Source organism: Marinobacter sp. LV10R510-11A, assembly GCF_900215155.1.
In the GTDB taxonomy this organism is placed as follows: domain Bacteria; phylum Pseudomonadota; class Gammaproteobacteria; order Pseudomonadales; family Oleiphilaceae; genus Marinobacter.
Genome location: NZ_LT907980.1, coordinates 2,339,158 through 2,361,847, shown reverse-complemented (window position 1 = coordinate 2,361,847; position 22,690 = coordinate 2,339,158). Strand labels below are relative to the sequence as shown.

The following is a 22,690-nucleotide window of genomic DNA, read 5'->3' as shown; positions in this document are numbered from 1 at the left end:
AGTCATCCATGAGCATTTCAATGCGTGAGCGCGTACGGTCAGGTACCGCGGCTTTCCTGGTTTCATTGTTGCTCGGCGCTGGTAACGCCTATGCCAGCGTCACTATCGACCAACAACCTTTGCTGGTGGCCAAGCCTGTGCCGGGCAATATGGCGATCATTGGTTCGTTTGAGTTTCCGACAATGGTAACTCGTGCTTACAAGACAGGCTTTGTTACTACTGGAGAATATGTCGGTTATTTTGATAATGCTAAATGCTACAAATACAGTTATAGCACTACAGAAACTGATCGACATTTTTATCCTGAGAGGTTTGGCACAGATTGTGATCGGCCTGACGAGTGGAGTGGTCAATACCTTAACTGGGCGACCATGCAGTCGATCGATATTTTCCGGCATATTTTGACCGGCGGTTACCGCCATGTAGATACGGGCACTGAGACCTGGCTGGAGAAGGGTGTCCAAACTGGGCAGGGCGCTTCTGGTAATAACTTTCCCGACGCTGTTCTTTCATCGAATGTGTCGAGCGCAACGCCGACCACTTGGTCTGGGCTCACTACTCGTATTGGCAGATCTGGTACGCGGATGGGTAACAAGATGCGGTTTACTCGCAACGGTGGCCTGAATAACAATAATCCTACTGAGTATGATCCTGCCGTACATGGTAACGATAACGAGAGCGGCCAGACATTTAGTGACTCCACCGTCTATGAGGCTTCCGTTCGTGTAAAGGTTTGTGTGGCTGGACTGCTGGAGTTTAATTGCCGTCAGTACGACAATGGATACAAGCCGGAAGGGTTGATTCAGACTAATTCTAGTAACATGCGGTATAGCGCCTTCGGTTATATAAATGACAACTCGTCCGGCAGCAATAACCGCAACAGCGAGGGCGGTATCATGCACGCCCGTATGAAGTATGTGGGCCCTCAGCGGGTTGATGACAATAATAATGAACAGTCCAATCTTAATAAGGAGTGGGATGAGATTACCGGGGTCTTTATAGCTAATCCGGATCCCGCAGATGCATTGGCTACACCTAGTGGCAACTCGACCATTGTCAATAGTGGGGTTATCAGTTACATAAATAAAAGCGGTATGATTCGAAACGACACCGAATTCAAACGATTTGATAATGTTAGTGAGCTTTTTTATACTGCCTATCGATATATGAAAGGTTTGGGTAATCGCGCAGAATATATCGACTTGCCCTCCAATATGAACGCCCGCGCTAGCCGGGTAGGTGGGCTACCCATCATTGACTGGACTGCAAGCGAAGCTGACGACCCCATTCAGTTTGAATGTCAGAACAACTTTTTCTTGGGGATCGGTGATACAAATACGCATCGAGATACCAAATTGCCCAAGGATGATGATCCGTTGAGTGCTGCTGATTTTGCCCTCCTGCGCGCCCAGATCAGCAACGAAGAGGGAGGTGTTAACGTTACAGGGGCTGGCACAGGTTCCGACTACATCTCCGCACTTGCATATGACGCCAACACGTCAGACCTCCGTCCTAACATGAACGGCAAACAGACTGCATCGACTTACTGGATTGATATTCTTGAGTCGGGGCTGAAAGGTCGACAAAATAACGCCTACTGGCTCGCCGCGAAGTATGGGGGTCTTAAGGTTCCGGATGAATTCGATCCCTATTCAATCCCGAGTACTTTCCCCAACTCATGGTGGCATACCACCGGCGAGACACTGTCGAATGAAAACCTGCGGCCTGATAACTTTTATGTCGTTGCCAGCGCGCAGGATATGGTAGATGGTCTGACCCAAGCCTTTACCGACATCCAGAAAGAGCAAACTGGCAACCGCTCTTCATTGGCGCTGAACTCAACCACGCTCAAAGCTGGCTCGGCGACCTTTCAGGCGGAGTACACCAGCGGTATCTGGACCGGTGAACTGAATGCGTTTACCTTGGATGAGGATACAGGTGAGTTAACCTTGGATGAAAATACGGGTGAGTTGATCCCGGCCTGGACGGCATCGTCGAAACTTCCTTTACCGGCAAACCGTAAAATCAAGACTTGGAATGGTAGTGCTTTTGTCAACTTCGATACCATCGCCGGCGGTATCGACAATGCAACACTGACCGGTTTGTTGAAAACTGACTCCGGCACTAGTTCCAGCTATACCGCTTCAGACGTTGTTAACTATCTGCGAGGCGTACGTACTAACGAAAATAATGCAACCGGATTACGAGTGCGCCAGAGCGTGCTAGGCGATATCGTCAACTCTCAACCGGTTTTCATTGGCAATCCAAAGCCCGGTTTATTCCGTGGCCAGACCTTTAGTGGTTCGAGCGACTATGATAGTTATGCAGGGAACTCGAGTCGGACGCCCACGGTTTATGTCGGCAGCAACGATGGTATGTTGCATGGCTTCAACGCGACTACTGATGAGGCGAACAGCGGTGTCGAGACGTTCGCCTACATCCCCAAGACTGTCATCGAGAATGGGCTTGGGGAGCTGGCAAATCCTGCATACAATCACAGATACTTTGTGGACGGCGAGCTGACAGTTGCAGACGCTTACGACGGAATAAAGTGGCGCACCATTCTCGTAGGTACCTTAAGTGCCGGCGGTGTGGCTAAGGATCGCTCTACCACCCGTAATGCGATTTTTGCTTTGGATGTAACCGATCCGACCAACGTGACATTTCTGTGGGAGAAAAACTCCACAGACATTTCCGAGCTTGGTATCAACATAGGTAAGCCGATCATAGCGCAGATTGCCGATGGCAACTGGTCTGTGTTGCTGGGCAATGGGCCCAACAGTAGCGGTGGTAAAGCGCAGGTTATCTCGATTGGTCTATTTAACGGCACTGTAAAGACTACGGAACTGTCCGCTGATACCAACAATGGACTTTCAGCGGTAAGGGCCTGGGATGGCGACGGAGATGGCCTCACAGACACACTTTACGCGGGTGATCTGCAAGGCAACCTCTGGAAGATGACAGATCTGGACAACAGCAACCCAACTGTGCAGAAGCTGTTTCAGGCGGTGGATGCCTCTAACAATCCTCAGCCAATCACGTCTTCGCCTTTAGCGGGAAGATCGCCTTACAGTCAAGAAGTATGGTTGTTTTTCGGTACTGGCCAGTATCTTAATAATAGCGATCTGTCCGATACCTCGGTCCAGACCTGGTACGGTATAAATGATGATGGATCGACCACCGCTGCCAGCCGTAGTGATTTGTTGGAGCGTAAGATTTTGCTCGATGTTGAAGTGTCTGAAGACGCTTCGGCACGGATCATAGAGTCCGGCGCCCGGGAAGATCTCTTGGGCAAGCGCGGGTGGTATATCGAACTCTTGCCTAACGGAACCGGCCCGGCTGTTGGTGAGCGTATGGTGACGCAAAACCAGTTCCAGGGCAGTGCCTTGATCGGTAATACTCGGATTCCGGATGCAAGCGACCCCTGCGCTCCTTCCGGTCGCGGCGTTATCATGTCGATCGATCCGTTCACCGGGGCACGGCTCGTCGAAACGTTTTTCGATATCAATGGTGATGGTGTCTTCGATGCAGGGGACATGGTTGAGATTGATGGGGTGCTCACTGTGGTCTCCGGTTTGGGATTGAATACAGGATTCAGCAATCCGTCCTTTCTCGACAAGAAGATGTATATTCCAACCGATGACGGCAGTATTTCAACCCAGGACATCAATCCATTCAGCACCGGCGCCAGCAGAACCTCCTGGCGCGAACTGATCAATACAGGAAACTGAAATGACGCCGATAAGCGAATGTTGCGGAGCGACGAGCACAATTAAACGCCAAGCGGGTTTCACCTTGATCGAGATCATGATCGTGGTTGCCATTATCGGTATCGTGGCGGCGATTGCCTTGCCGGCCTACCAGCAGCATGTCGTTCGTACCTACCGCGATAGCGCGAAAGCCTGTCTGGCTCAGCATGCTCAGTTCATGGAGCGCTATTACAGTACTAACCTTACGTATGTGGGGGCTGCACCTGCTCTGGGGTGTACGACTGAGTCGAATATGGCCGGTCGCTACACCTTTGCTTTGAGCGACCTGGCCCAGAGTACCTATACGGTAACGGCTGCAGCTGTGGCGGGGTCTGCCCAGGCGGGCGACTCTTGCGGCAGTCTGGGGTTGACACATACCGGCACGAAAACCGCTGACGGTACATCCTGCTGGTAAGTGCTTAATAGATGCTGAGCGTCAACGGCACAGGCAAGTTGATTGTAGAAAGGTCAGCAGCGTAGTGGGCGCCCTCTTGAGTCCTCGGGGGTGCCGTCATTATCCGTATCTCTGGCGATTCTTATCTGACCGCCTCTGTTGATTATAATCTGACCCGCGAGCGAAGCGTCCCGTGATTTAGGGCACCATGTTATGTTTCCCAAGTCACTGTAGACCAACCCTGTGGGCCTGAACTGAAAAAAGCTGCGGTTTAATGAGCGGACGATAAGGCGCCCGTTGCCACTCGGCGAGATTGTTCTAAGCAGGACTTCATTTGCACCCAATTTTCTGGTGTTATTAGGGTCCAGAAAAGCGTGGATGTCGCCGTTCCAATCCTTGCCACAAGTGTTAGTGGTGTCAAGCGGGCAGACCGTAACAATTGCCCCGTTCATCACAGCATGTTGCCTTGCAAAAGCAAATATGCCCATCAGGCCATACAAAGCACTTTTTCGCTCCTGATTATTTATAAAAGAAGTGAATGAGGGTAGCGCTATATTCATAAGTATTGCCGCGACAACCACTACAATCATTAATTCCAAAAGCGAAAAGCCACGATTTTTGCGTGCAAACATTTCTCAACATCCTTGTATAAACCGTTATATAACGACCGCATCCTGCGTATCGCTGCCATTATAGTTTCAAAATACCTTGAAACTCACTCCATCCCCAACTTCTTCAACCGATACCGCAAAGCCCGAAAACTAATCCCCAACTTCTTCGCCGCAGCCGTTTTGTTCCAGCGGGTCGCTTCCAGCGCCTTCTCAATAGCCTGCCGCTCGATAGATTCCAAATAACCCTCAAGGTCAATATCACCCTCAGGCACCAGCGACGGGCAGGCATCGGAAATCGCGCTACCGCTGGCACTACCTGACCCCTCCAAACCATTGCCAAGATGCAGGTCTGTAGCGCTAATTTGCTCTGCATCACACAGAGTAAAAGCACGTTCAAGAATGTTTTCCAGCTCCCGCACATTCCCCGGGAAGTGATGCTCTTTTAACCGATCGACGGCATCCTGGGTGAGTGTCGCTGGGTCGCATTCATACTCTCGGGCTATCCGTTCCAGTATGTGGTTGGCGAGAAGCGCAATATCATCGGTGCGATCCCGTAAGGGAGGTACAGCCAGTTCGATCACGTTAATTCGGTAAAACAGATCCTGTCGGAAGCTTCCACCCTGAACCAGTTCAGCGAGATTACTGTGGGTGGCGCTCAGCAATCGTATGTCGACAGGTAGTTCTTTGGTGTCGCCTACGGGTCGTACTGCTTTTTCCTGAATAGCCCGCAGCAGTTTTACCTGCATGGCTAGGGGCAGGTCGGCGACTTCATCCAGAAACAGAGTGCCGCCGTTGGCGGAGCGGAATAGACCATCCTTGTTTTCCACTGCCCCTGTAAAGCTGCCTTTTTTGTGGCCGAAAAATTCACTCTCCATCAATTCTGAAGGTATAGCGCCACAGTTAACGGCAATAAAGGGCCCGTCACTGCGGGGGCCCTGCAGGTGAATCATCCTAGCTACCAACTCTTTTCCGCTTCCGGATTCACCGCTGATAAAGACCGGCGCTTGGCTTCTGGCGAGTTTGCGGGTTTGGTTGCGTAGTTTTTTGATTTGTATTGAGTTGCCGAGGAGGAGGCCAGGCTCGTCAGTTTCATCGTCTGTGACGGGGCCGGGTTCCGAGAGCCTCAATGCGCTGCTTACCAGGTCTCTAAGCCTGGTGAGCTCCACCGGTTTGGAAACAAAATCAAACGCGCCGGCTTTCAGTGATTCAATTGCCGTATCCATGCTGCCGTACGCGGTAATAACGGCAATAGGGGTGGCTGGCCGGTGTTTCTGAATCCATTGCACCAGCTCGATACCGCTGCCATCTGGCAGGTTCATGTCCGTTAGGCAGAGTTGAGGCGTATGGGTTTCCAGCAGTTTGAGTGCGCTGGTAAGGTCTGGAGCTGTCAGGGTTTTAATACCCATACGGGTAAGGGTGATCTCAAGAAGATCCCGGATATCCGGTTCATCATCAACAATCAGCGCTGTGGGAGTGGTCATCTTGTTGTGTGGGTCCATGTCAGATCATTCGCCCTGGGTGGGCAAAGGTAATGCGAAAGCAGCAGCCAAGTTGGTCGTCTTGCACCAAGGATAGGTGAGCTTGATTAGCCTCGCACAGTTCCCTTGCCAGATAAAGCCCGAGGCCGGTGCCGCCCTTGTCGGTGGTGTAAAACGGCTCAAAAATTGAGTGGCTGGTGCCTGTGGCGACTCCGGGGCCGAAATCCCTCACATCCACATAAGCGCGTTCGCCATCGGCGGTGGCACCTGCACGCAGTTCGATTTTGCGTTCGCCAGACTGCTGCTGGCTATAACGCAACCCATTGTCACACAGGTTTACCAGCACCTGTTCAACTTGGCTTTTATCAAATCGGCCCTCTGGCACCTTGGATGCGATTTTCAAAATCACGTTGGTGGGGGGGCTGGTTGTTTCCTGAGTTTGGAGGAAATCGGCCCGGAACTCTTTCAGCCAGCCGGCTAAATCAACCCGGTCGGCATTGGCCTGCTCGCGCCGGGAAAGGCTGAGCACATTCTCTATAATCCCGTTCACACGACGGGATTGGCGTCGGATGATGTCCAGCATCTGTAGGTCACTGGCATCAATGTGAGGTGACTCTTCCATTAGTTGAGCCGCATGGCTTATAGCCCCAAGCGGATTGCGTATTTCGTGGGCGATGCCGGCAGTCAGTCGCCCCAGGGAGGCCAGTTTCATTTGCTGGGCCTGCTGGGTCACTTTGCTCATATCCTCGATAAACACCAGAATCTGGTCGCCGCGCTCTTGGTCAAGTTGGGTAAAGTTAGCTTGCAGCAGTGGAGAGGTGGGGGCCGGTTGAAACGGCTCTGTGCGCATTTCAGGATTATTCAGCCAGGCCTCCAGCCCCAATTTCAGGGGTTGGGGGAGGGTTCGGGATCGGGTTGCTGGTTTATCTCTGTCTGTTGATGTGCCAAACAGCAGTTCCTCGGCTGCAGCGTTCGCCAGGCGCACCTGGCCATATCGGTCGAGCACCAGAATGCCGGTGCGCATGCGCTGGATAATTTGCTGGTTGATTTGCTCCAGCTCCGCGATGCTTTGCGCCCGGCTGGTGGCGAGCGCATCACTGCGCATCATTCGCCGGGAAATGTTCTGCAAGATAAATGCAGCTGCAAAGTACAGAATGCCGAGCGAACCGGCACGCACGATATCATCGCCATGGGCATTGAGGGTTAGTACAGCCCAGCCGGAAATGCTGAGTGAGCAGATGGCGGCGAGTGCTGCATAGAACGTACCCATGCGGCTAGGGTTAAGAATATTACCCGCCGCAACGGAAATAATAACAAGGTTGGCCAGCCCGTTGGTGATGCCGGTGCTGGTAAACAGCAACCCGTGCATGATCAGAATGTCCAGCAGAATTGAGAGGGTGACGTGCCGCGTCCCAGGCTGAAAGCCTGCCAACATAATGAGAGCAACAAAGCTGTTCAGAGCTAGGTAGCCCACTACGCCAAACTGGTAGTAGTCCAAGAGCCGGAAGCGGGTGTCAAAATTCACCGGATCAACAAATAACAGAGCCACCAGCATCAGGCTGATGACAAGCCGGTAGTAGTTGTAGATGCGGAACAACTTGGCCTGTTGTAAGCCGGATGTTTTTTTGCCGGTACTGACTGCTGATACCGTATCTGTCGCCATGGTTTTCAGAAATCCGTTGTTGAGCGGAAGAAATCAAAGTCTGTGCGGGGTTATAATAGCCTTTTCGTGGCAATCAGTTACAGGAGCCTAGCTATGTCTGTTCCCGGGAGCACTCCGCTTTCCAGTACATCACCCCGCACGTTACGGGTTGTGATGGCGCAGTTGGATTTTCTTGTGGGGGATATTCCCGGCAATACTGATCGAGTTATAGAAGCGGCGAAGCGTGCCTACTCCGATCACAAAGCAGATATTGTTGTGTTCCCCGAGCTTTGCATTACCGGGTATCCGCCGGAAGACTTGTTACTGCGCCCCAGTATGGACATCAGGGTAGATGAGGCGCTGGAGCAACTGCAAGCTGCTCATCTTGATGCGGCGATCGTTATCGGTGCGCCTGTTCGACGTGATGGCTTGCTATATAACGCGGCGATAGTGATTGAAAGCGGTAAAATTACCGGCCGCTACTTCAAGCGGTTTCCACCTAATTACCAAGTGTTTGACGAGAAACGTTATTTTGCCGATGGTGCGGATGCGGTAGTAGTCGAAATCTGTGGCGTACCGGTGGGCCTCATGGTTTGTGAAGATATTTGGGAAGATGGCCCGGTTGAGGATTCTGTGGCGCTAGGTGCACGCTTGATCATTAATCTGAACGCGTCGCCTTATGATATCCATAAACAAGCACGGAGAAAGGCGCTGCTTGAGCGAAAATCCCGTGAGAACCAAGTGAGCATTGTCTACGCCAATCTAGTGGGAGCCCAGGATGAGCTGGTATTTGACGGTGGCTCTATGGTTTTCGACGCTACTGGCTCCCTTGCTGTAGAAGCGCCGCAGTTCGTAGATGGACTGTTCCCGGTAGAGTTTCTGTGTGACTCCCATTGCCAACCAGCCTCCCAGTCACTGCCAGAGGAGCCGGCGCTGGAGGCGAGCATTTACAGCGCGCTTGTTACCGGTGTTCGCGATTATGTAAATAAAAACGGGTTCAAATCTGTGGTGCTTGGGCTTTCTGGTGGTATTGATTCTGCCGTCACCTTGGCTGTGGCGGCGGATGCGCTGGGGCCGGAGCGGGTTCGCGCGGTGATGATGCCGTTCAGGTATACCCAGGGTATCAGCCTAGAAGATGCAGAGGCCCAGGCTGCAGCTATGGGAGTTCAGTACGATGTGTATTCCATAGAACCCATGTATGAGTCGTTCATGGCAACCCTCGCCGCACCGTTTGAAGGCACAACCCTCGATACCACCGAGCAGAACCTGCAGGCCCGTATTCGTGGTGTTTTGCTTATGTCGCTTTCCAACAAGTTTGGCTCGTTAGTGCTTACCACCGGCAATAAAAGCGAAGTGGCTGTGGGGTATTCCACGTTGTATGGCGACATGGCTGGTGGTTTTGATGTGCTGAAGGATGTTTCGAAAACGCGGGTGTTTCGCTTGGCTTGGTACCGTAATTCATTGTCGCCGGTGATCCCTGAGCGGGTGATTACGCGCCCACCGTCAGCGGAGTTGGCTCCAGACCAAAAAGATGAAGATAGCCTCCCCGGCTATGACGTGCTGGATCAGATTCTTAGCCTTTACGTAGAGCAGGATTTTAGCGCGGATGCGATTGTTGCGAAGGGTTTTGATGAAGCAGACGTTAAACGTGTGATTCGTCTGGTGGATATCAACGAATATAAGCGCCGGCAAGCGCCTATAGGCGTGCGCATTACCGAGCGTGGTTTTGGCAAGGATCGCCGCTATCCCATTACCAGTGGCTGGAAGAGCGGCAAGTAGCAGATTTTGGCTTACTCGTCGCTCATAAGCCCGAAGGTAACTACGCTGGAGAGTGAGCGGTTCTCACGCCGCAGCAGGTTGGCCTCAAACTCGCCATCGCTGTTGAACGCATCGCTCTTCGGGAAGTTCTGGCGCAACAGGGCCACTGCATCCTGAGAGCCTTTTTTGAGCTTCAGAAAGTCAAAGGTCTCCGCCAGAATAATCAGCGCCTCTTCAACGGCCGGTGAGGTGGGGTAGTTTTCTGCGATGTAGCGCGCCCGGTTATTGGCTGCTACATAGGCTTCGCGCTTGATGTAATAGCGAGCGGCATGAAGCTCCAGTTCCGCCATGCGGTTGCGTACGGCAATCATGCGCTGGCGGGCATCGGCCGCGTATTCGCTTTCTGGGTAACGATTCAGCAGTTCGCTGAAATCACGGAATGCCTGTTGCTGCTCCCCTGCATCCCGGGCGGCCACGTCAATTGGGAAATAACGCGCTGCCAAGCCGATATTCAGGTTATAGGAAGCGAGCCCTCGTATGTATAGTGCATAATCAGCGTGGTCGCTTTGGGGGTTCAGGCGCAGGAAGCGGTCTGCCGCTCCTCTGGAACCCTCAAGATCCAAGTTTTGGTAGCGGGCATAAATAAGATCAAGCTGTGCTTGCTCTGCGTAACGCCCGAACGGATAGTAGGTTTCCAAGGAATCGAGGTTCTGCTCGGCTTCGTTGAAGTTGCCGGAGTTCATGGCCTGTCGCGCATTGTCGTAATAGGTTTTTTCCGGTAGCACTTCCTCCTGCTTGTTGGAGGCGCAGGCACTGATCAGGACAGCCAGTGCAGAAAGTAGCAGTAAACGAAAACCTGATCTCATGCCGAAATCCCGTATAATGTCGATAAATTCGAGTGCGTCATTATATCACACACAGGCCCGGGGGCTTAATGTCATCTGAAAACCGAATAACTGCCAGTTTTGATGTGCCGCCGAGTTTGAGTGACCGGCGGCTGGATCAAGCGGTGTCTGAGCTCATGCCCGAGCACTCGCGCTCGCGGCTGCAATCCTGGATTCGCAGCGGTGCGTTAACCGTGAACGGAGAAACTCGCAGGCCAAAAGACAAGGTGATGCTGAGTGATCGGCTAGAGCTTGATGCCGAACCTGAAGCCCAGGTGACCTGGCAGGCAGAAGAGATAAGCCTAGATGTCGTTTATGAAGATGAACACCTGCTTGTTATCAACAAGCCTGCAGGTTTGGTTGTTCACCCTGCGGCAGGCCACGCGGATGGCACCTTAGTAAATGCGGTGCTGAACTATGCTCCGGAGGTGGAGAACCTGCCCCGTGCGGGTATTGTTCATCGCCTCGATAAAGACACCTCCGGTGTGATGGTGGTCGCGCGTAGCTTGATTGCTCACACCTCGTTGGTTGACCAGTTACAAACCCGCAGCATGGGCCGAGAGTATGAGGCAGTTGTGGTTGGCACGCTTACGGGGGGCGCCACCGTCGACGCGCCTATTGGTCGCCACCCTCATGAGCGCAAAAAAATGGGTGTGGTCAAAAGCGGTAAACCCGCGGTCACCCATTATCGTTTGATCGAGCGCTTCGCGGCTCACACTCATGTGCGCTGCATACTGGAAAGCGGGCGCACCCACCAAATCCGTGTGCATATGGCCCATGTAAAGCACCCGTTGGTTGGTGATCCTCTTTACGGTGGCCGGCTGCGCTTGCCCAAAGGCACAACGGAAGCGCTGCGCGAAGTGCTGGCAGCCTTTAACCGGCAGGCGCTGCATGCGCGCAAACTCACACTGGAGCACCCAGAAACCGGCGAGATCCTGAGCTGGGAGGTGCCATTGCCAGAGGATTTCGTGGGTTTGCTCGTAGCGTTGCGTAAGCATGTTCAGGATCTGGAGAGCAATGAGCTCTGATGCCGTGTCGGGGTTGTCGCTTATCCGCCCGGATTGGCCTGCTCCCTCGAACATCCGTGCGGTGTGTACCACCCGGTTGGGTGGGGTCAGCCAATCCCCGTGGGCGAGCCTGAATCTGGGTGACCACGTGGGTGACGCCCCAAGTGATGTGCGCGAAAATCGCATAAAATTGGCCGAGGCCTGTGGTCTTCCAGTTGATGCATTCGGTTGGTTGAATCAAGTTCACGGCATTGAGGTTGTCAATTTGCCCGCAGAAGATGCCCGTGCGGTTCCGGAGGCAGATGCAAGCTATACCCGTTTAGTTGGTAAGGCCTGTACCATTCTCACCGCAGACTGCCTGCCCGTGATTCTCTGTGATCACAATGGAACCACCGTAGCCGCTGCTCATGCCGGCTGGCGCAGCCTTTGTGGCGGGGTTCTGGAAAACCTGGTGGCCAGTATGGCGTTGCCGGGGAATGCGTTGATGGCGTGGCTTGGGCCGGCAATAGGCCCGCAGGCGTTTGAAGTTGGGCCGGAAGTTAAAGCGGCTTTTTTGACGCAAGACCCGCAAGCCGAAGTTGCTTTCAGTTCAGTGGGCGCTCGTGAGGGGCATTATATGGCCGATATATACCTGCTTGCCCGGCAGCGCTTGAAAAAATTAGGCGTAAAGAATATTTACGGCGGTGCCTTGTGCATGGTTACCGATAGCCAGCGCTTCTATTCCTATCGCCGCGATGGCCAAACCGGCCGCATGGCAACCGTTATCTGGAAAAACTGAGCCTTGTCAATTTTCTGACGTTTACTCTCCGTGTTGACCTTGAAGTTTCCCCGATTGCCCCTACATTAGTTGTCAAAGCAAACCGAGTGTGTGCTAACTGACCGCATTTACCGAACAAATCGGGGAAACAAATCCATGAGAATCGATAAACTCACCAGCCTTTTGCAAACTGCACTGTCCGATGCGCAGTCACTAGCGGTGGGCAAAGATCATAACTTTATTGAGCCGCTGCACCTTATGCAGGCCATGCTTGACCAGCAAGGCAGCTCCATCAAGCTGCTCATCAAGCAAGCCGGCGCTGAGCCAGGTCGTGTGCGCCAGGCCGTCGCGCAGGAAATCGAGAACCTACCGGAAGTAAGTGGCAGCGCGGGTGATGTTTCTATGTCCAACGACATGGGGCGTCTGTTCAACATTGCCGATAAATTGGCACAGAAGCGCAAAGACCAGTTTGTTTCTAGCGAGTTGCTGCTGCTGGCTGCTCTGGAAGACCGTGGCACGCTCGGCCGTGTGCTGCGCGAGCAGGGCGTGGATAAAGCGGCGTTGGAAAAGGCGATTGATTCTGTACGTGGAGGTGAAGCCGTGGATGATGCAGGCGCTGAGGAAAACCGACAGGCCCTTTCGAAATACACCATCGACCTGACCAAACTGGCGGAGGCTGGCAAGCTCGACCCGGTGATTGGCCGTGATGACGAGATCCGCCGCACCATTCAGGTCTTGCAGCGTCGTCGCAAGAACAACCCGGTGCTGATTGGTGAACCAGGGGTGGGTAAAACCGCCATAGTGGAAGGGTTGGCCCAGCGTATTGTGAACGGGGAGGTGCCAGAAGGCCTGAAAAATAAGCGTGTTTTGTCGTTGGATATGGGTTCCTTGATTGCCGGTGCCAAGTTCCGGGGCGAGTTCGAAGAACGCCTGAAAGCAGTACTGAATGAACTAACAAAACAGGAAGGCCAGATCATCCTGTTTATCGATGAAATCCACACCATGGTCGGTGCTGGTAAAGCTGAAGGCTCTATGGACGCCGGCAATATGCTGAAGCCAGCACTGGCCCGCGGTGAGCTTCATTGCGTAGGTGCGACCACTCTGGATGAATACCGCGAAAATATTGAGAAGGATGGCGCTTTGGAACGCCGTTTCCAGAAGGTGCTGGTGACCGAGCCGAGCGTAGAAGACACCATTGCCATCCTGCGCGGCCTGAAAGAACGTTATGAGGTTCACCACGGCGTAGAGATAACGGATGGCGCGATTATCGCGGCGGCCAAGCTCTCTCATCGTTATATTGCTGATCGCCAGCTGCCGGATAAAGCCATTGATCTGGTGGATGAGGCCGGGAGCCAAATCCGCATGGAGATGGATTCCAAGCCGGAGCCTCTGGATCGTTTGGAGCGTCGCCTGATTCAGCTCAAAATTGAACGCGAGGCATTAAAGAAAGAAACGGATGCAGCGTCGAAGAAGCGCCTGGAAGAATTGTCTGACGTGATACAGGGCGTTGAGCGCGAGTATGCCGATCTTGAAGAAGTCTGGAATGCTGAGAAAGCCGCACTGCATGGTTCTCAGAATGTAAAAAGTCAGCTCGAGCAGGCCCGTATTGATTTGGAAAGCGCCCGCCGGGCAGGCGATCTGGGCAAGATGTCCGAGCTGCAGTATGGCCGCATTCCGGAGCTGGCGCGCCAGCTGGATATGGCCGGCCAGGCTGAAATGATGGAAATGACGCTTCTGCGTAACCGGGTTACGGATGAGGAAATTGCAGAGGTTGTTTCGAAGTGGACGGGCATTCCGGTATCCAAGATGCTGGAAGGTGAGCGCGACAAACTGATACGCATGGAAGACGAGCTACACAATCGCGTTATTGGCCAGAACGAGGCTGTAGAAGCGGTATCGAACGCCGTTCGTCGTTCCCGATCGGGTTTGGCTGACCCACATCGGCCTAACGGTTCGTTCCTGTTCCTTGGGCCGACGGGCGTTGGTAAAACAGAGTTGTGTAAGGCTCTGGCCGCATTCCTTTTCGATACCGAAGAGGCCATGGTGCGCATCGATATGTCTGAGTTTATGGAGAAACACTCCGTTGCCCGTTTAATAGGTGCACCCCCGGGGTACGTGGGCTACGAAGAGGGCGGGCACCTTACGGAAGCCATTCGTCGTCGCCCATATTCCGTGCTGCTGCTGGACGAAGTTGAAAAGGCGCACCCGGATGTATTCAATATATTGCTTCAGGTGCTAGATGATGGCCGCCTTACAGATGGGCAGGGACGTACAGTCGATTTCCGCAATACGGTTATCGTGATGACGTCGAATCTAGGCTCGAGCATTATTCAGCAGAAGGTCGGAGAAGAGAATTACGAGGCCATGAAAAGTGCCGTAATGGAGGAAGTAGGAACGCACTTTCGCCCCGAGTTTATTAACCGTGTGGATGAAGTGGTTGTGTTCCACCCGCTGGCGGGAAGCCAGATTCACGGTATTGCAAAAATCCAGATAGAGATTCTCAATAAGCGGCTACAGGAGCAGGATCTGAAGCTTGAGCTGGATGAAGCTGCAATGAATTTGCTGGCGGAAGTCGGGTACGACCCAGTATACGGCGCCCGGCCGCTCAAACGGGCGATTCAGCGCATGATCGAAAACCCGCTGGCGCAGAGGCTATTGCAGGGTGACTTTGTTCCTGATGACACAATTCGGGCTACTGTGGATGGAAGCAAGCTGGTCTTTGAAAAGGCCTGAGTGAAGAAGGGAAGTAAGGGGGCAGAGCCTTAGGTTCAGCCCCCTTATTTTTACTAGACTTAAAGCCTATTGCTGGGCATCAGCTTCGCAGTTTTCAGCGGTAACCTCTTCCAATTTATTGCGCTTTTCGGCGATCTCGTCCGGGGTCAGGTAGCGCATTTCGCCGTTTTCCTCAATCCGGATACGGGCATTGTCTTCTATGATCTTCAGGTTCGAGAGAGCGGTCTCGCAGTTGGCTTCACGCTGCTTTCTGCGGGCCGTCTCTACCGTGGTTTCCTGCTTTTTTTCAGCGTCGGCCTGTTGCTGCTCTTGAAGCTCACCGAGGCGCTGCTGAGCGCTAGGCCGGTTGTTTCCTCCGGTAGAGGTGCCGGAGCGAACGTTGACAGTCTCAGAGTTGGCCCCCACAGGTTGACGATCACCAAAATGGGTTATGCCGTTTTCATCCGTCCATTTGTACACGGAGGCGCTCATTGCCATGCCGGGTGCTATGGCCATCAATAGTGTCAGCATCAGGGTTGTTTTGTTCATGGCTCTACTCGTGGTGTGTTCTGTTTTACGTGTGTCTATCATGCCATTTGTGCGAAGCATTTTCTTCCGCCTGGTTCAAAACTCCGCACCCTTATTGTGAATAATAGTTGCGGATAATTATGGCAAACCTTGCATCAGTATGAACACACAAAGCAACAGCGGCTATTGACAGGGAGTTTCGCGCTGTCAGAATTGCTAATTGCCTGAAGACTGGGGTCAATACGGCAGGCAATCCCGTGCGAGTATCCCCCGTTATTTACCACACTGAGCGTGCCGCGCATCTGTCGCGGAATAGTGGTTGCATCGCAACCCGTCGATTGGCCGTTCTCCGCAACCCTCAGGAGGGCGGCTGGCCAGGAGACAACCTCTTACAAGGTGTGGAGCAGCAGCCGGTTCCGCTTTCACAAGAAGCAGGGAAACCGTGAATCCAGGCAACCGGGCGTGTGCCCGGCTCATTCACTCGTAGAAGAGGGTAGAAAATCGTGGAGTTATTGTCTGGCGCCGAAATGTTGATCCGTTCCCTACAGGATGAAGGGATCGAGTACATATACGGCTATCCGGGTGGTGCAGCCCTTCATATATATGATGCGCTGTTCAGACAGGACAAGGTCAAGCATATTTTGGTAAGGCACGAGCAGGCAGCCGTGCACATGGCTGACGGCTATGCTCGCGCTACCGGGCTACCAGGAACCGTGCTTGTGACCTCTGGCCCTGGAGCCACCAACACCATTACGGGTATCGCCACCGCTTTTATGGACTCCATCCCCATGGTGGTTCTGTGCGGGCAGGTTGCATCTACCCTAATTGGTGAAGATGCTTTCCAAGAAACCGACATGATTGGTGTTTCCCGCCCTGTGGTTAAGCACAATCTTAGTGTGCGTCATCCTTCGGAGATTCCTGGCGCTATCCGCAAGGCGTATTACATTGCCTCGACCGGCCGTCCGGGCCCCGTTGTTGTGGATATACCCAAGGACATGACTGCGCCGAACGAGCGTTTTGAATACGCTTATCCTAAAAATGTGAAGCTGCGCTCCTACAACCCAGCCATACGCGGCCACGCGGGCCAGATTAAAAAAGCGGTAGATATGATGCTGGCGGCGCGCCGTCCCATTATCTATGCCGGTGGCGGGGTGATTTTGGGTAAGGCCTCCGGGCAGCTGACAGAGTTGGTGCGCAATCTGGGTTATCCGATCACCAATACTCTCATGGGCATTGGTTGTTACCCAGCGAGCGACAAACAGCACCTCGGCTGGCTTGGCATGCATGGCACCTATGAAGCCAATATGGCGATGCACCATTCGGATCTGATTCTCTGCGTTGGTGCCCGGTTCGATGACCGAGTAACCAATGCCACGGAGAAGTTCTGCCCCGGGGCCCGCATCATTCACATCGATATTGATCCTGCGTCCATTTCCAAGACAATCGACGCAGATGTTCCGATTGTTGGGCCGGTAGACGCGGTCCTTAAGGAAATGCTTGCGCTTGTTAAAGAAAGCAAGGAAAAGCCGGATGCAGAGGCGATCGCGTCTTGGTGGAAGCAAATCGATGAATGGCGCGCATTCCATGGTATGCGTTACGAAACCAGCCCGGATGTGATCAAGCCGCAAGAAGTGGTCGAAATGCTGTGGCGCCTCACTAACGGAGATGCGTTTGTTACCTCCGATGTGGGGCAGCACCAAATGTTCGCAGCCCAATACTACAAGTTTGACAAGCCTAACCGCTGGATCAACTCCGGCGGTCTCGGCACCATGGGCTTTGGCTTTCCCGCGGCTATGGGTGTCAAACTGACCCATCCGGATCATGAAGTGCTTTGTATTACCGGTGAAGGCAGTATCCAGATGAACATTCAGGAGCTGTCCACCTGTAGTCAGTACAAGTTGCCGGTGAAAATCATCAACCTGAACAACGGATCTTTGGGAATGGTGAGGCAGTGGCAGGACATGAACTACGAGTCCCGTCATTCGCATTCGTATATGGAATCCTTGCCAGACTTCGTCAAGCTGGCGGAAGCCTATGGTCACGTGGGTATCCTGATCGATAAGAAAGAAGACCTGGAGTCGAAGCTAAAAGAAGCTCTGGCCATGAAGGATCGATTGGTTTTCGTGGATATTAAGGTGGACCCTTCCGAACATGTGTATCCGATGCAAGTGGCCCGCGGAAAAATGAACGATATGTGGCTCAGCAAGACGGAGAGGGTGTGATCATGCGTCGAATCATTTCTGTGTTGCTTGAAAACGAACCTGGCGCGCTGTCCCGTGTCGTTGGGCTGTTTTCACAGCGAAACTACAACATCGAGACGTTGACCGTGGCGCCGACCGAAGACGAAACCTTGTCTCGGTTGACGGTTACAACATCTGGCTCGGACCGGGTGATTGAGCAAATCACCAAGCAGCTCAATAAGCTTGTTGAAGTGGTCAAGCTGGTGGATCTGACTGAAGGCCCCCATATAGAGCGGGAGTTGATGCTGGTCAAGCTGAAAGCAACCGGTTCCCAGCGTTCTGAAATCAAGCGCACCGTGGATATATTTCGGGGCCAGATTGTTGATGTCACCAGCTCGATTTACACCGTTCAGTTGGCGGGCGACAGCGAAAAGCTAGATGGCTTTATTCAGGCTATTGGCACCTCGGGGGTGCTCGAAGTGGTGCGCTCGGGTGTTTCCGGGATCGCCAGAGGCGAAAAGGTTTTAAGCCTTTAAACTATTTTATATATTATGAACGCTTTGGCCTCCTGAAAGGCCATCACAAATAACAGAGGTTTCTCATGCAGGTTTATTACGATAAGGATTGCGATCTTTCCATCATTCAGGGCAAGAAGGTTGCCATCATCGGTTTTGGTTCGCAGGGCCACGCCCACGCGTGCAACCTGAAAGAGTCCGGCGTTGATGTAACCGTGGGTCTGCGCCCTGGTTCTTCCTCTATCGCCAAGGCCGAAGCCTACGGTCTTAAAACCAGCGACGTGCCATCTGCCGTTGCTGCGGCTGATGTGATTATGATTTTGACTCCGGATGAGTTCCAGTCGCAGCTGTACACAGCAGAGATCGAGCCCAACCTGAAGCAGGGCGCTACCCTCGCATTTGCTCACGGCTTTGCGGTCCACTACAACCAGATTGTTCCGCGCAAAGATTTGGACGTGATCATGATCGCCCCCAAGGCGCCGGGCCACACTGTTCGCACCGAGTTTGCCAACGGTGGTGGCATTCCTGACCTGATTGCCATCTTCCAGGACTCGTCGAGCAACGCCAAGAACCTAGCGCTTTCTTATGCCAGCGGCATTGGCGGCGGTCGTACCGGTATCATCGAAACAACGTTCAAAGATGAAACTGAAACGGATTTGTTCGGTGAGCAGGCGGTTTTGTGTGGCGGTACGGTTGAGCTGGTAAAAGCAGCTTTTGAGACCCTGACCGAAGCAGGTTATGCCCCGGAAATGGCGTACTTTGAGTGTCTGCACGAGCTGAAGCTTATTGTAGACCTGATGTACGAGGGCGGTATTGCCAACATGAACTATTCCATCTCTAACAACGCAGAGTATGGCGAGTACGTGACTGGCCCCGAAATCATCAACGAGCAGTCCCGTGAGGCCATGCGCAATGCGCTGAAGCGTATCCAAAACGGTGAGTACGCGAAGATGTTTATCTCGGAGGGTGCTCTGGGCTACCCGTCAATGACTGCGCGCCGTCGCCAGAACGCGGCTCACGGCATTGAAGTAACAGGCGAGAAATTGCGCGGAATGATGCCATGGATCTCGGCCAATAAGATCGTAGATAGGGACAAAAACTAAGCGGAGTTAAGCTTGGTTTAACAAAACGCGGCCCGGGTGGCCGCGTTTTTCGTATATACTTTGCCCAAATGCTTTCCGGAGTAGTGGGAATGACTGAAAAAAGAAAAAGTGCCGAGATGAGCTCCAAAGACAGCGATCCAGAGACTTCCTCAAAGTCCGCGGCGGAATGCGATATCGAGCCCGGTGAAGTGGTAGAGGAAGAGTTTGTTGAGGGGGCGTCAGTGCGCAGGAAGGGGATATATCTTCTGCCAAATGCTCTGACAACAGCCTCTTTGTTCTCTGGCTTCTACGCCATCGTGTCGGCGGCAGGCGGGGTTTACGACAACGCTGCGATTGCGATTTTTGTGTCCATGATCTTAGATGGGCTTGATGGGCGCGTGGCTCGTATGACCAATACACAGAGCAAATTTGGCGAAGAGTACGACAGCCTCGCGGATATGGTGGCGTTTGGTGTCGCGCCCGGGTTTGTTGCGTTTTTCTGGTCCCTGAATGGGCTAGATAAAATCGGTTGGGCGATTACCTTCATATATGTGGCTTGTGCGGCCCTTCGTCTTGCGCGATTCAACACGCAGATTGGTTCTGTAGATAAGAAGTTCTTCGTTGGATTGCCTAGCCCTGCGGCGGCAGCGTGTGTTGCAGGCTTGGTGTGGTGCTTTAATGCATTTGAGCCATCTGCGTGGCTTACCTTTCTCACTGTAGTGGTTGTTGGTGGTACGGGTATGCTGATGGTTAGTAATGTGCTCTATCGTAGTTTTAAGGATCTCGATCTCCGTGGCCGTGTGCCGTTCGCGGCTATATTGCTTGTTGTCTTGATCCTTGTAGTGATTGCGCTAGATCCAGCAACCGTGCTGTTTACCGGCTTTCTGATCTATGCGTTGTCGGGGCCGGTTCGTGCATTGTTCCGTGACAAGCTGCGTCGTCCCACCAAGGCTAAGGACTAGCGCTCTGGAGTTTTGCGTAATAGTGTGATTTTTGAGCGGTTTTCACCATATTGATAGGTGGAAACCGAGAGAGTTTAGAATTAGCTGAGATTGGCCGTTGACACCTTCGCCCAGCTCTGTAGAATGCGCATCTCGCTTGAGGGATACGCCAGAACAGCGGGGTGTTTTGAGAGAGTTAACTGTTTGAAAGTGTTGAAGAAAACGATTTAAGCTTTCTTCGAGATAACGGTTGACAGGGTAGCGAAACGATGTATAATTCGCCTCCTTGATTGAGCCACGGCTCAAACGCTCTTTAACAAATTAACCAAGTAATTCGTGTGGGCGCTGGCTGGAGTATTTCGACAAGAAATACCAAGGCAAGCGACTCGTCGAACATTGAGTTTTGTCTTGAGCAAGAATTGAGATCTTCGGATCTTGTATGATTTAAACTGAAGAGTTTGATCATGGCTCAGATTGAACGCTGGCGGCAGGCTTAACACATGCAAGTCGAGCGGAAACGAAGGTAGCTTGCTACCAGGCGTCGAGCGGCGGACGGGTGAGTAATGCTTAGGAATCTGCCCAGTAGTAGGGGATAGCCCGGGGAAACTCGGATTAATACCGTATACGCCCTTTTGGGGAAAGCAGGGGATCTTCGGACCTTGCGCTATTGGATGAGCCTAAGTCGGATTAGCTAGTTGGTGGGGTAATGGCTCACCAAGGCAACGATCCGTAGCTGGTCTGAGAGGATGATCAGCCACATCGGGACTGAGACACGGCCCGAACTCCTACGGGAGGCAGCAGTGGGGAATATTGGACAATGGGCGCAAGCCTGATCCAGCCATGCCGCGTGTGTGAAGAAGGCTTTCGGGTTGTAAAGCACTTTCAGTGAGGAGGAAGGCCTTAAGTTTAATACGCTTGAGGATTGACGTCACTCACAGAAGAAGCACCGGCTAACTCCGTGCCAGCAGCCGCGGTAATACGGAGGGTGCAAGCGTTAATCGGAATTACTGGGCGTAAAGCGCGCGTAGGTGGTTGAGTAAGCGAGATGTGAAAGCCCCGGGCTTAACCTGGGAACGGCACTTCGAACTGCTCGGCTAGAGTGTGGTAGAGGGTAGTGGAATTTCCTGTGTAGCGGTGAAATGCGTAGATATAGGAAGGAACACCAGTGGCGAAGGCGGCTACCTGGACCAACACTGACACTGAGGTGCGAAAGCGTGGGGAGCAAACAGGATTAGATACCCTGGTAGTCCACGCCGTAAACGATGTCAACTAGCCGTTGGGGATCTTGAATCCTTAGTGGCGCAGCTAACGCACTAAGTTGACCGCCTGGGGAGTACGGCCGCAAGGTTAAAACTCAAATGAATTGACGGGGGCCCGCACAAGCGGTGGAGCATGTGGTTTAATTCGACGCAACGCGAAGAACCTTACCTGGCCTTGACATGCAGAGAACTTTCCAGAGATGGATTGGTGCCTTCGGGAACTCTGACACAGGTGCTGCATGGCCGTCGTCAGCTCGTGTCGTGAGATGTTGGGTTAAGTCCCGTAACGAGCGCAACCCCTATCCCTATTTGCTAGCAGTTCGGCTGAGAACTCTAGGGAGACTGCCGGTGACAAACCGGAGGAAGGTGGGGATGACGTCAGGTCATCATGGCCCTTACGGCCAGGGCTACACACGTGCTACAATGGTGCGTACAGAGGGTTGCAAACCCGCGAGGGGGAGCTAATCTCACAAAACGCATCGTAGTCCGGATCGGAGTCTGCAACTCGACTCCGTGAAGTCGGAATCGCTAGTAATCGTGAATCAGAATGTCACGGTGAATACGTTCCCGGGCCTTGTACACACCGCCCGTCACACCATGGGAGTGGATTGCACCAGAAGTGGTTAGTCTAACCTTCGGGAGGACGATCACCACGGTGTGGTTCATGACTGGGGTGAAGTCGTAACAAGGTAGCCCTAGGGGAACCTGGGGCTGGATCACCTCCTTAAACGAAGTTGAAGCTTCGGTCAGAGTCCACACGAATTACTTGGTTAATTGTAAAGAGAGCAAGGGTCTCGACCGACCCGCTGAATTAGCGCGACAGATTGTTGAGTCTGGCAAGGCGCGGATGGAGCGAAGACGGGAGCGTACATTAGTACGTGACTAACTGAGCGAGAGTCGCAACGCAGTCCAGGCACAACAAGATGACGTGATAATCGGGTCTGTAGCTCAGTTGGTTAGAGCGCACCCCTGATAAGGGTGAGGTCGGTGGTTCAAATCCACCCAGACCCACCAAATGGGGCTATAGCTCAGCTGGGAGAGCGCCTGCCTTGCACGCAGGAGGTCAGCAGTTCGATCCTGCTTAGCTCCACCATTATTTACCTGACTTCGGTCAGTGTACAGAAACAAGTATTTCAGTTTAGCGTCTGCTAAGTCTGAAGTTTTTCTTTCTGATCACTGGGTCAGATTTGCTC

The 22,690-nt window shown here is 53.0% G+C and carries 15 protein-coding genes, 2 tRNA genes and 1 rRNA gene; 13 read left to right on the top strand and 5 right to left on the bottom strand.

Going from position 1 to position 22,690, the window contains the following annotated elements; translation table 11 throughout:
* Nucleotides 1–8: 8 nt before the first annotated feature.
* Nucleotides 9–3,731, top strand: coding sequence for a pilus assembly protein (locus CPH80_RS11310; RefSeq protein ID WP_157746890.1), 3,723 nt, complete (start codon nt 9–11; stop codon nt 3,729–3,731).
* Nucleotide 3,732: 1 nt separating this feature from the next.
* On the top strand, nt 3,733–4,164 hold the full coding sequence (locus CPH80_RS11305) for a type IV pilin protein (protein ID WP_096277848.1): 432 nt from the start codon (nt 3,733–3,735) through the stop codon (nt 4,162–4,164).
* A 53-nt stretch (nt 4,165–4,217) separates the two neighbouring features.
* Here the strand turns inward: CPH80_RS11305 and CPH80_RS11300 are convergent, their stop codons facing one another.
* The 3 genes from CPH80_RS11300 to CPH80_RS11290 form a co-directional block, all read right to left on the bottom strand.
* On the bottom strand, nt 4,218–4,775 hold the full coding sequence (locus tag CPH80_RS11300; RefSeq protein WP_096281568.1) for a GspH/FimT family pseudopilin: 558 nt from the start codon (nt 4,773–4,775) through the stop codon (nt 4,218–4,220).
* A gap of 83 nt (nt 4,776–4,858) precedes the next feature.
* Nucleotides 4,859–6,235, bottom strand: coding sequence for a sigma-54-dependent transcriptional regulator (locus tag CPH80_RS11295; RefSeq protein ID WP_096281566.1), 1,377 nt, complete (start codon nt 6,233–6,235; stop codon nt 4,859–4,861).
* 19 nt (nt 6,236–6,254) lie between these two features.
* Entirely contained in the window at nt 6,255–7,895 is a 1,641-nt protein-coding gene (locus CPH80_RS11290) for a sensor histidine kinase (RefSeq protein ID WP_096277847.1), read from the bottom strand.
* 93 nt (nt 7,896–7,988) lie between these two features.
* On the opposite strand from CPH80_RS11290, the gene CPH80_RS11285 reads away from it, so the two are divergent.
* Nucleotides 7,989–9,653: an NAD+ synthase gene (locus CPH80_RS11285; protein WP_096277845.1), complete on the top strand. Its 1,665-nt coding sequence runs from the start codon at nt 7,989–7,991 to the stop codon at nt 9,651–9,653.
* 11 nt (nt 9,654–9,664) lie between these two features.
* Here the strand turns inward: CPH80_RS11285 and CPH80_RS11280 are convergent, their stop codons facing one another.
* Nucleotides 9,665–10,498, bottom strand: coding sequence for an outer membrane protein assembly factor BamD (locus CPH80_RS11280; protein WP_096277843.1), 834 nt, complete (start codon nt 10,496–10,498; stop codon nt 9,665–9,667).
* 68 nt (nt 10,499–10,566) lie between these two features.
* Between CPH80_RS11280 and rluD the strand changes: the two genes are divergently transcribed.
* From rluD to clpB, 3 genes are all read left to right on the top strand, one after another.
* The gene (rluD, locus tag CPH80_RS11275; protein ID WP_096277842.1) at nt 10,567–11,544 is read left to right on the top strand and encodes a 23S rRNA pseudouridine(1911/1915/1917) synthase RluD; all 978 of its coding nucleotides are present in this window, start codon (nt 10,567–10,569) and stop codon (nt 11,542–11,544) included.
* On the top strand, nt 11,534–12,301 hold the full coding sequence (gene pgeF, locus CPH80_RS11270) for a peptidoglycan editing factor PgeF (protein ID WP_096277840.1): 768 nt from the start codon (nt 11,534–11,536) through the stop codon (nt 12,299–12,301). Before rluD ends, pgeF begins: the two co-directional genes overlap by 11 nt.
* A gap of 135 nt (nt 12,302–12,436) precedes the next feature.
* The gene (clpB, locus tag CPH80_RS11265) at nt 12,437–15,013 is read left to right on the top strand and encodes an ATP-dependent chaperone ClpB (RefSeq protein WP_096277838.1); all 2,577 of its coding nucleotides are present in this window, start codon (nt 12,437–12,439) and stop codon (nt 15,011–15,013) included.
* 66 nt (nt 15,014–15,079) lie between these two features.
* Here clpB and CPH80_RS11260 read toward each other — a convergent pair whose 3' ends face one another.
* Nucleotides 15,080–15,541 (bottom strand): DUF4124 domain-containing protein, encoded by a 462-nt coding sequence (locus CPH80_RS11260; RefSeq protein ID WP_096281565.1) that lies wholly within the window; start codon nt 15,539–15,541, stop codon nt 15,080–15,082.
* Between the two features lie 482 nt (nt 15,542–16,023).
* On the opposite strand from CPH80_RS11260, the gene CPH80_RS11255 reads away from it, so the two are divergent.
* The 7 genes from CPH80_RS11255 (at nt 16,024) to CPH80_RS11225 (ending at nt 22,590) form a co-directional block, all read left to right on the top strand.
* Nucleotides 16,024–17,742: an acetolactate synthase 3 large subunit gene (locus CPH80_RS11255; protein ID WP_096277836.1), complete on the top strand. Its 1,719-nt coding sequence runs from the start codon at nt 16,024–16,026 to the stop codon at nt 17,740–17,742.
* 2 nt (nt 17,743–17,744) lie between these two features.
* Nucleotides 17,745–18,236 (top strand): acetolactate synthase small subunit, encoded by a 492-nt coding sequence (ilvN, locus tag CPH80_RS11250; protein WP_096277835.1) that lies wholly within the window; start codon nt 17,745–17,747, stop codon nt 18,234–18,236.
* Nucleotides 18,237–18,301: 65 nt separating this feature from the next.
* The gene (gene ilvC, locus CPH80_RS11245) at nt 18,302–19,318 is read left to right on the top strand and encodes a ketol-acid reductoisomerase (RefSeq protein ID WP_096277833.1); all 1,017 of its coding nucleotides are present in this window, start codon (nt 18,302–18,304) and stop codon (nt 19,316–19,318) included.
* Between the two features lie 89 nt (nt 19,319–19,407).
* On the top strand, nt 19,408–20,259 hold the full coding sequence (gene pssA, locus CPH80_RS11240) for a CDP-diacylglycerol--serine O-phosphatidyltransferase (protein ID WP_096277831.1): 852 nt from the start codon (nt 19,408–19,410) through the stop codon (nt 20,257–20,259).
* A 425-nt stretch (nt 20,260–20,684) separates the two neighbouring features.
* Nucleotides 20,685–22,224 (top strand): 16S ribosomal RNA (locus tag CPH80_RS11235).
* A gap of 210 nt (nt 22,225–22,434) precedes the next feature.
* Nucleotides 22,435–22,511: transfer RNA gene (locus CPH80_RS11230), tRNA-Ile, on the top strand.
* A gap of 3 nt (nt 22,512–22,514) precedes the next feature.
* Nucleotides 22,515–22,590: transfer RNA gene (locus tag CPH80_RS11225), tRNA-Ala, on the top strand.
* Nucleotides 22,591–22,690: the final 100 nt, after the last annotated feature.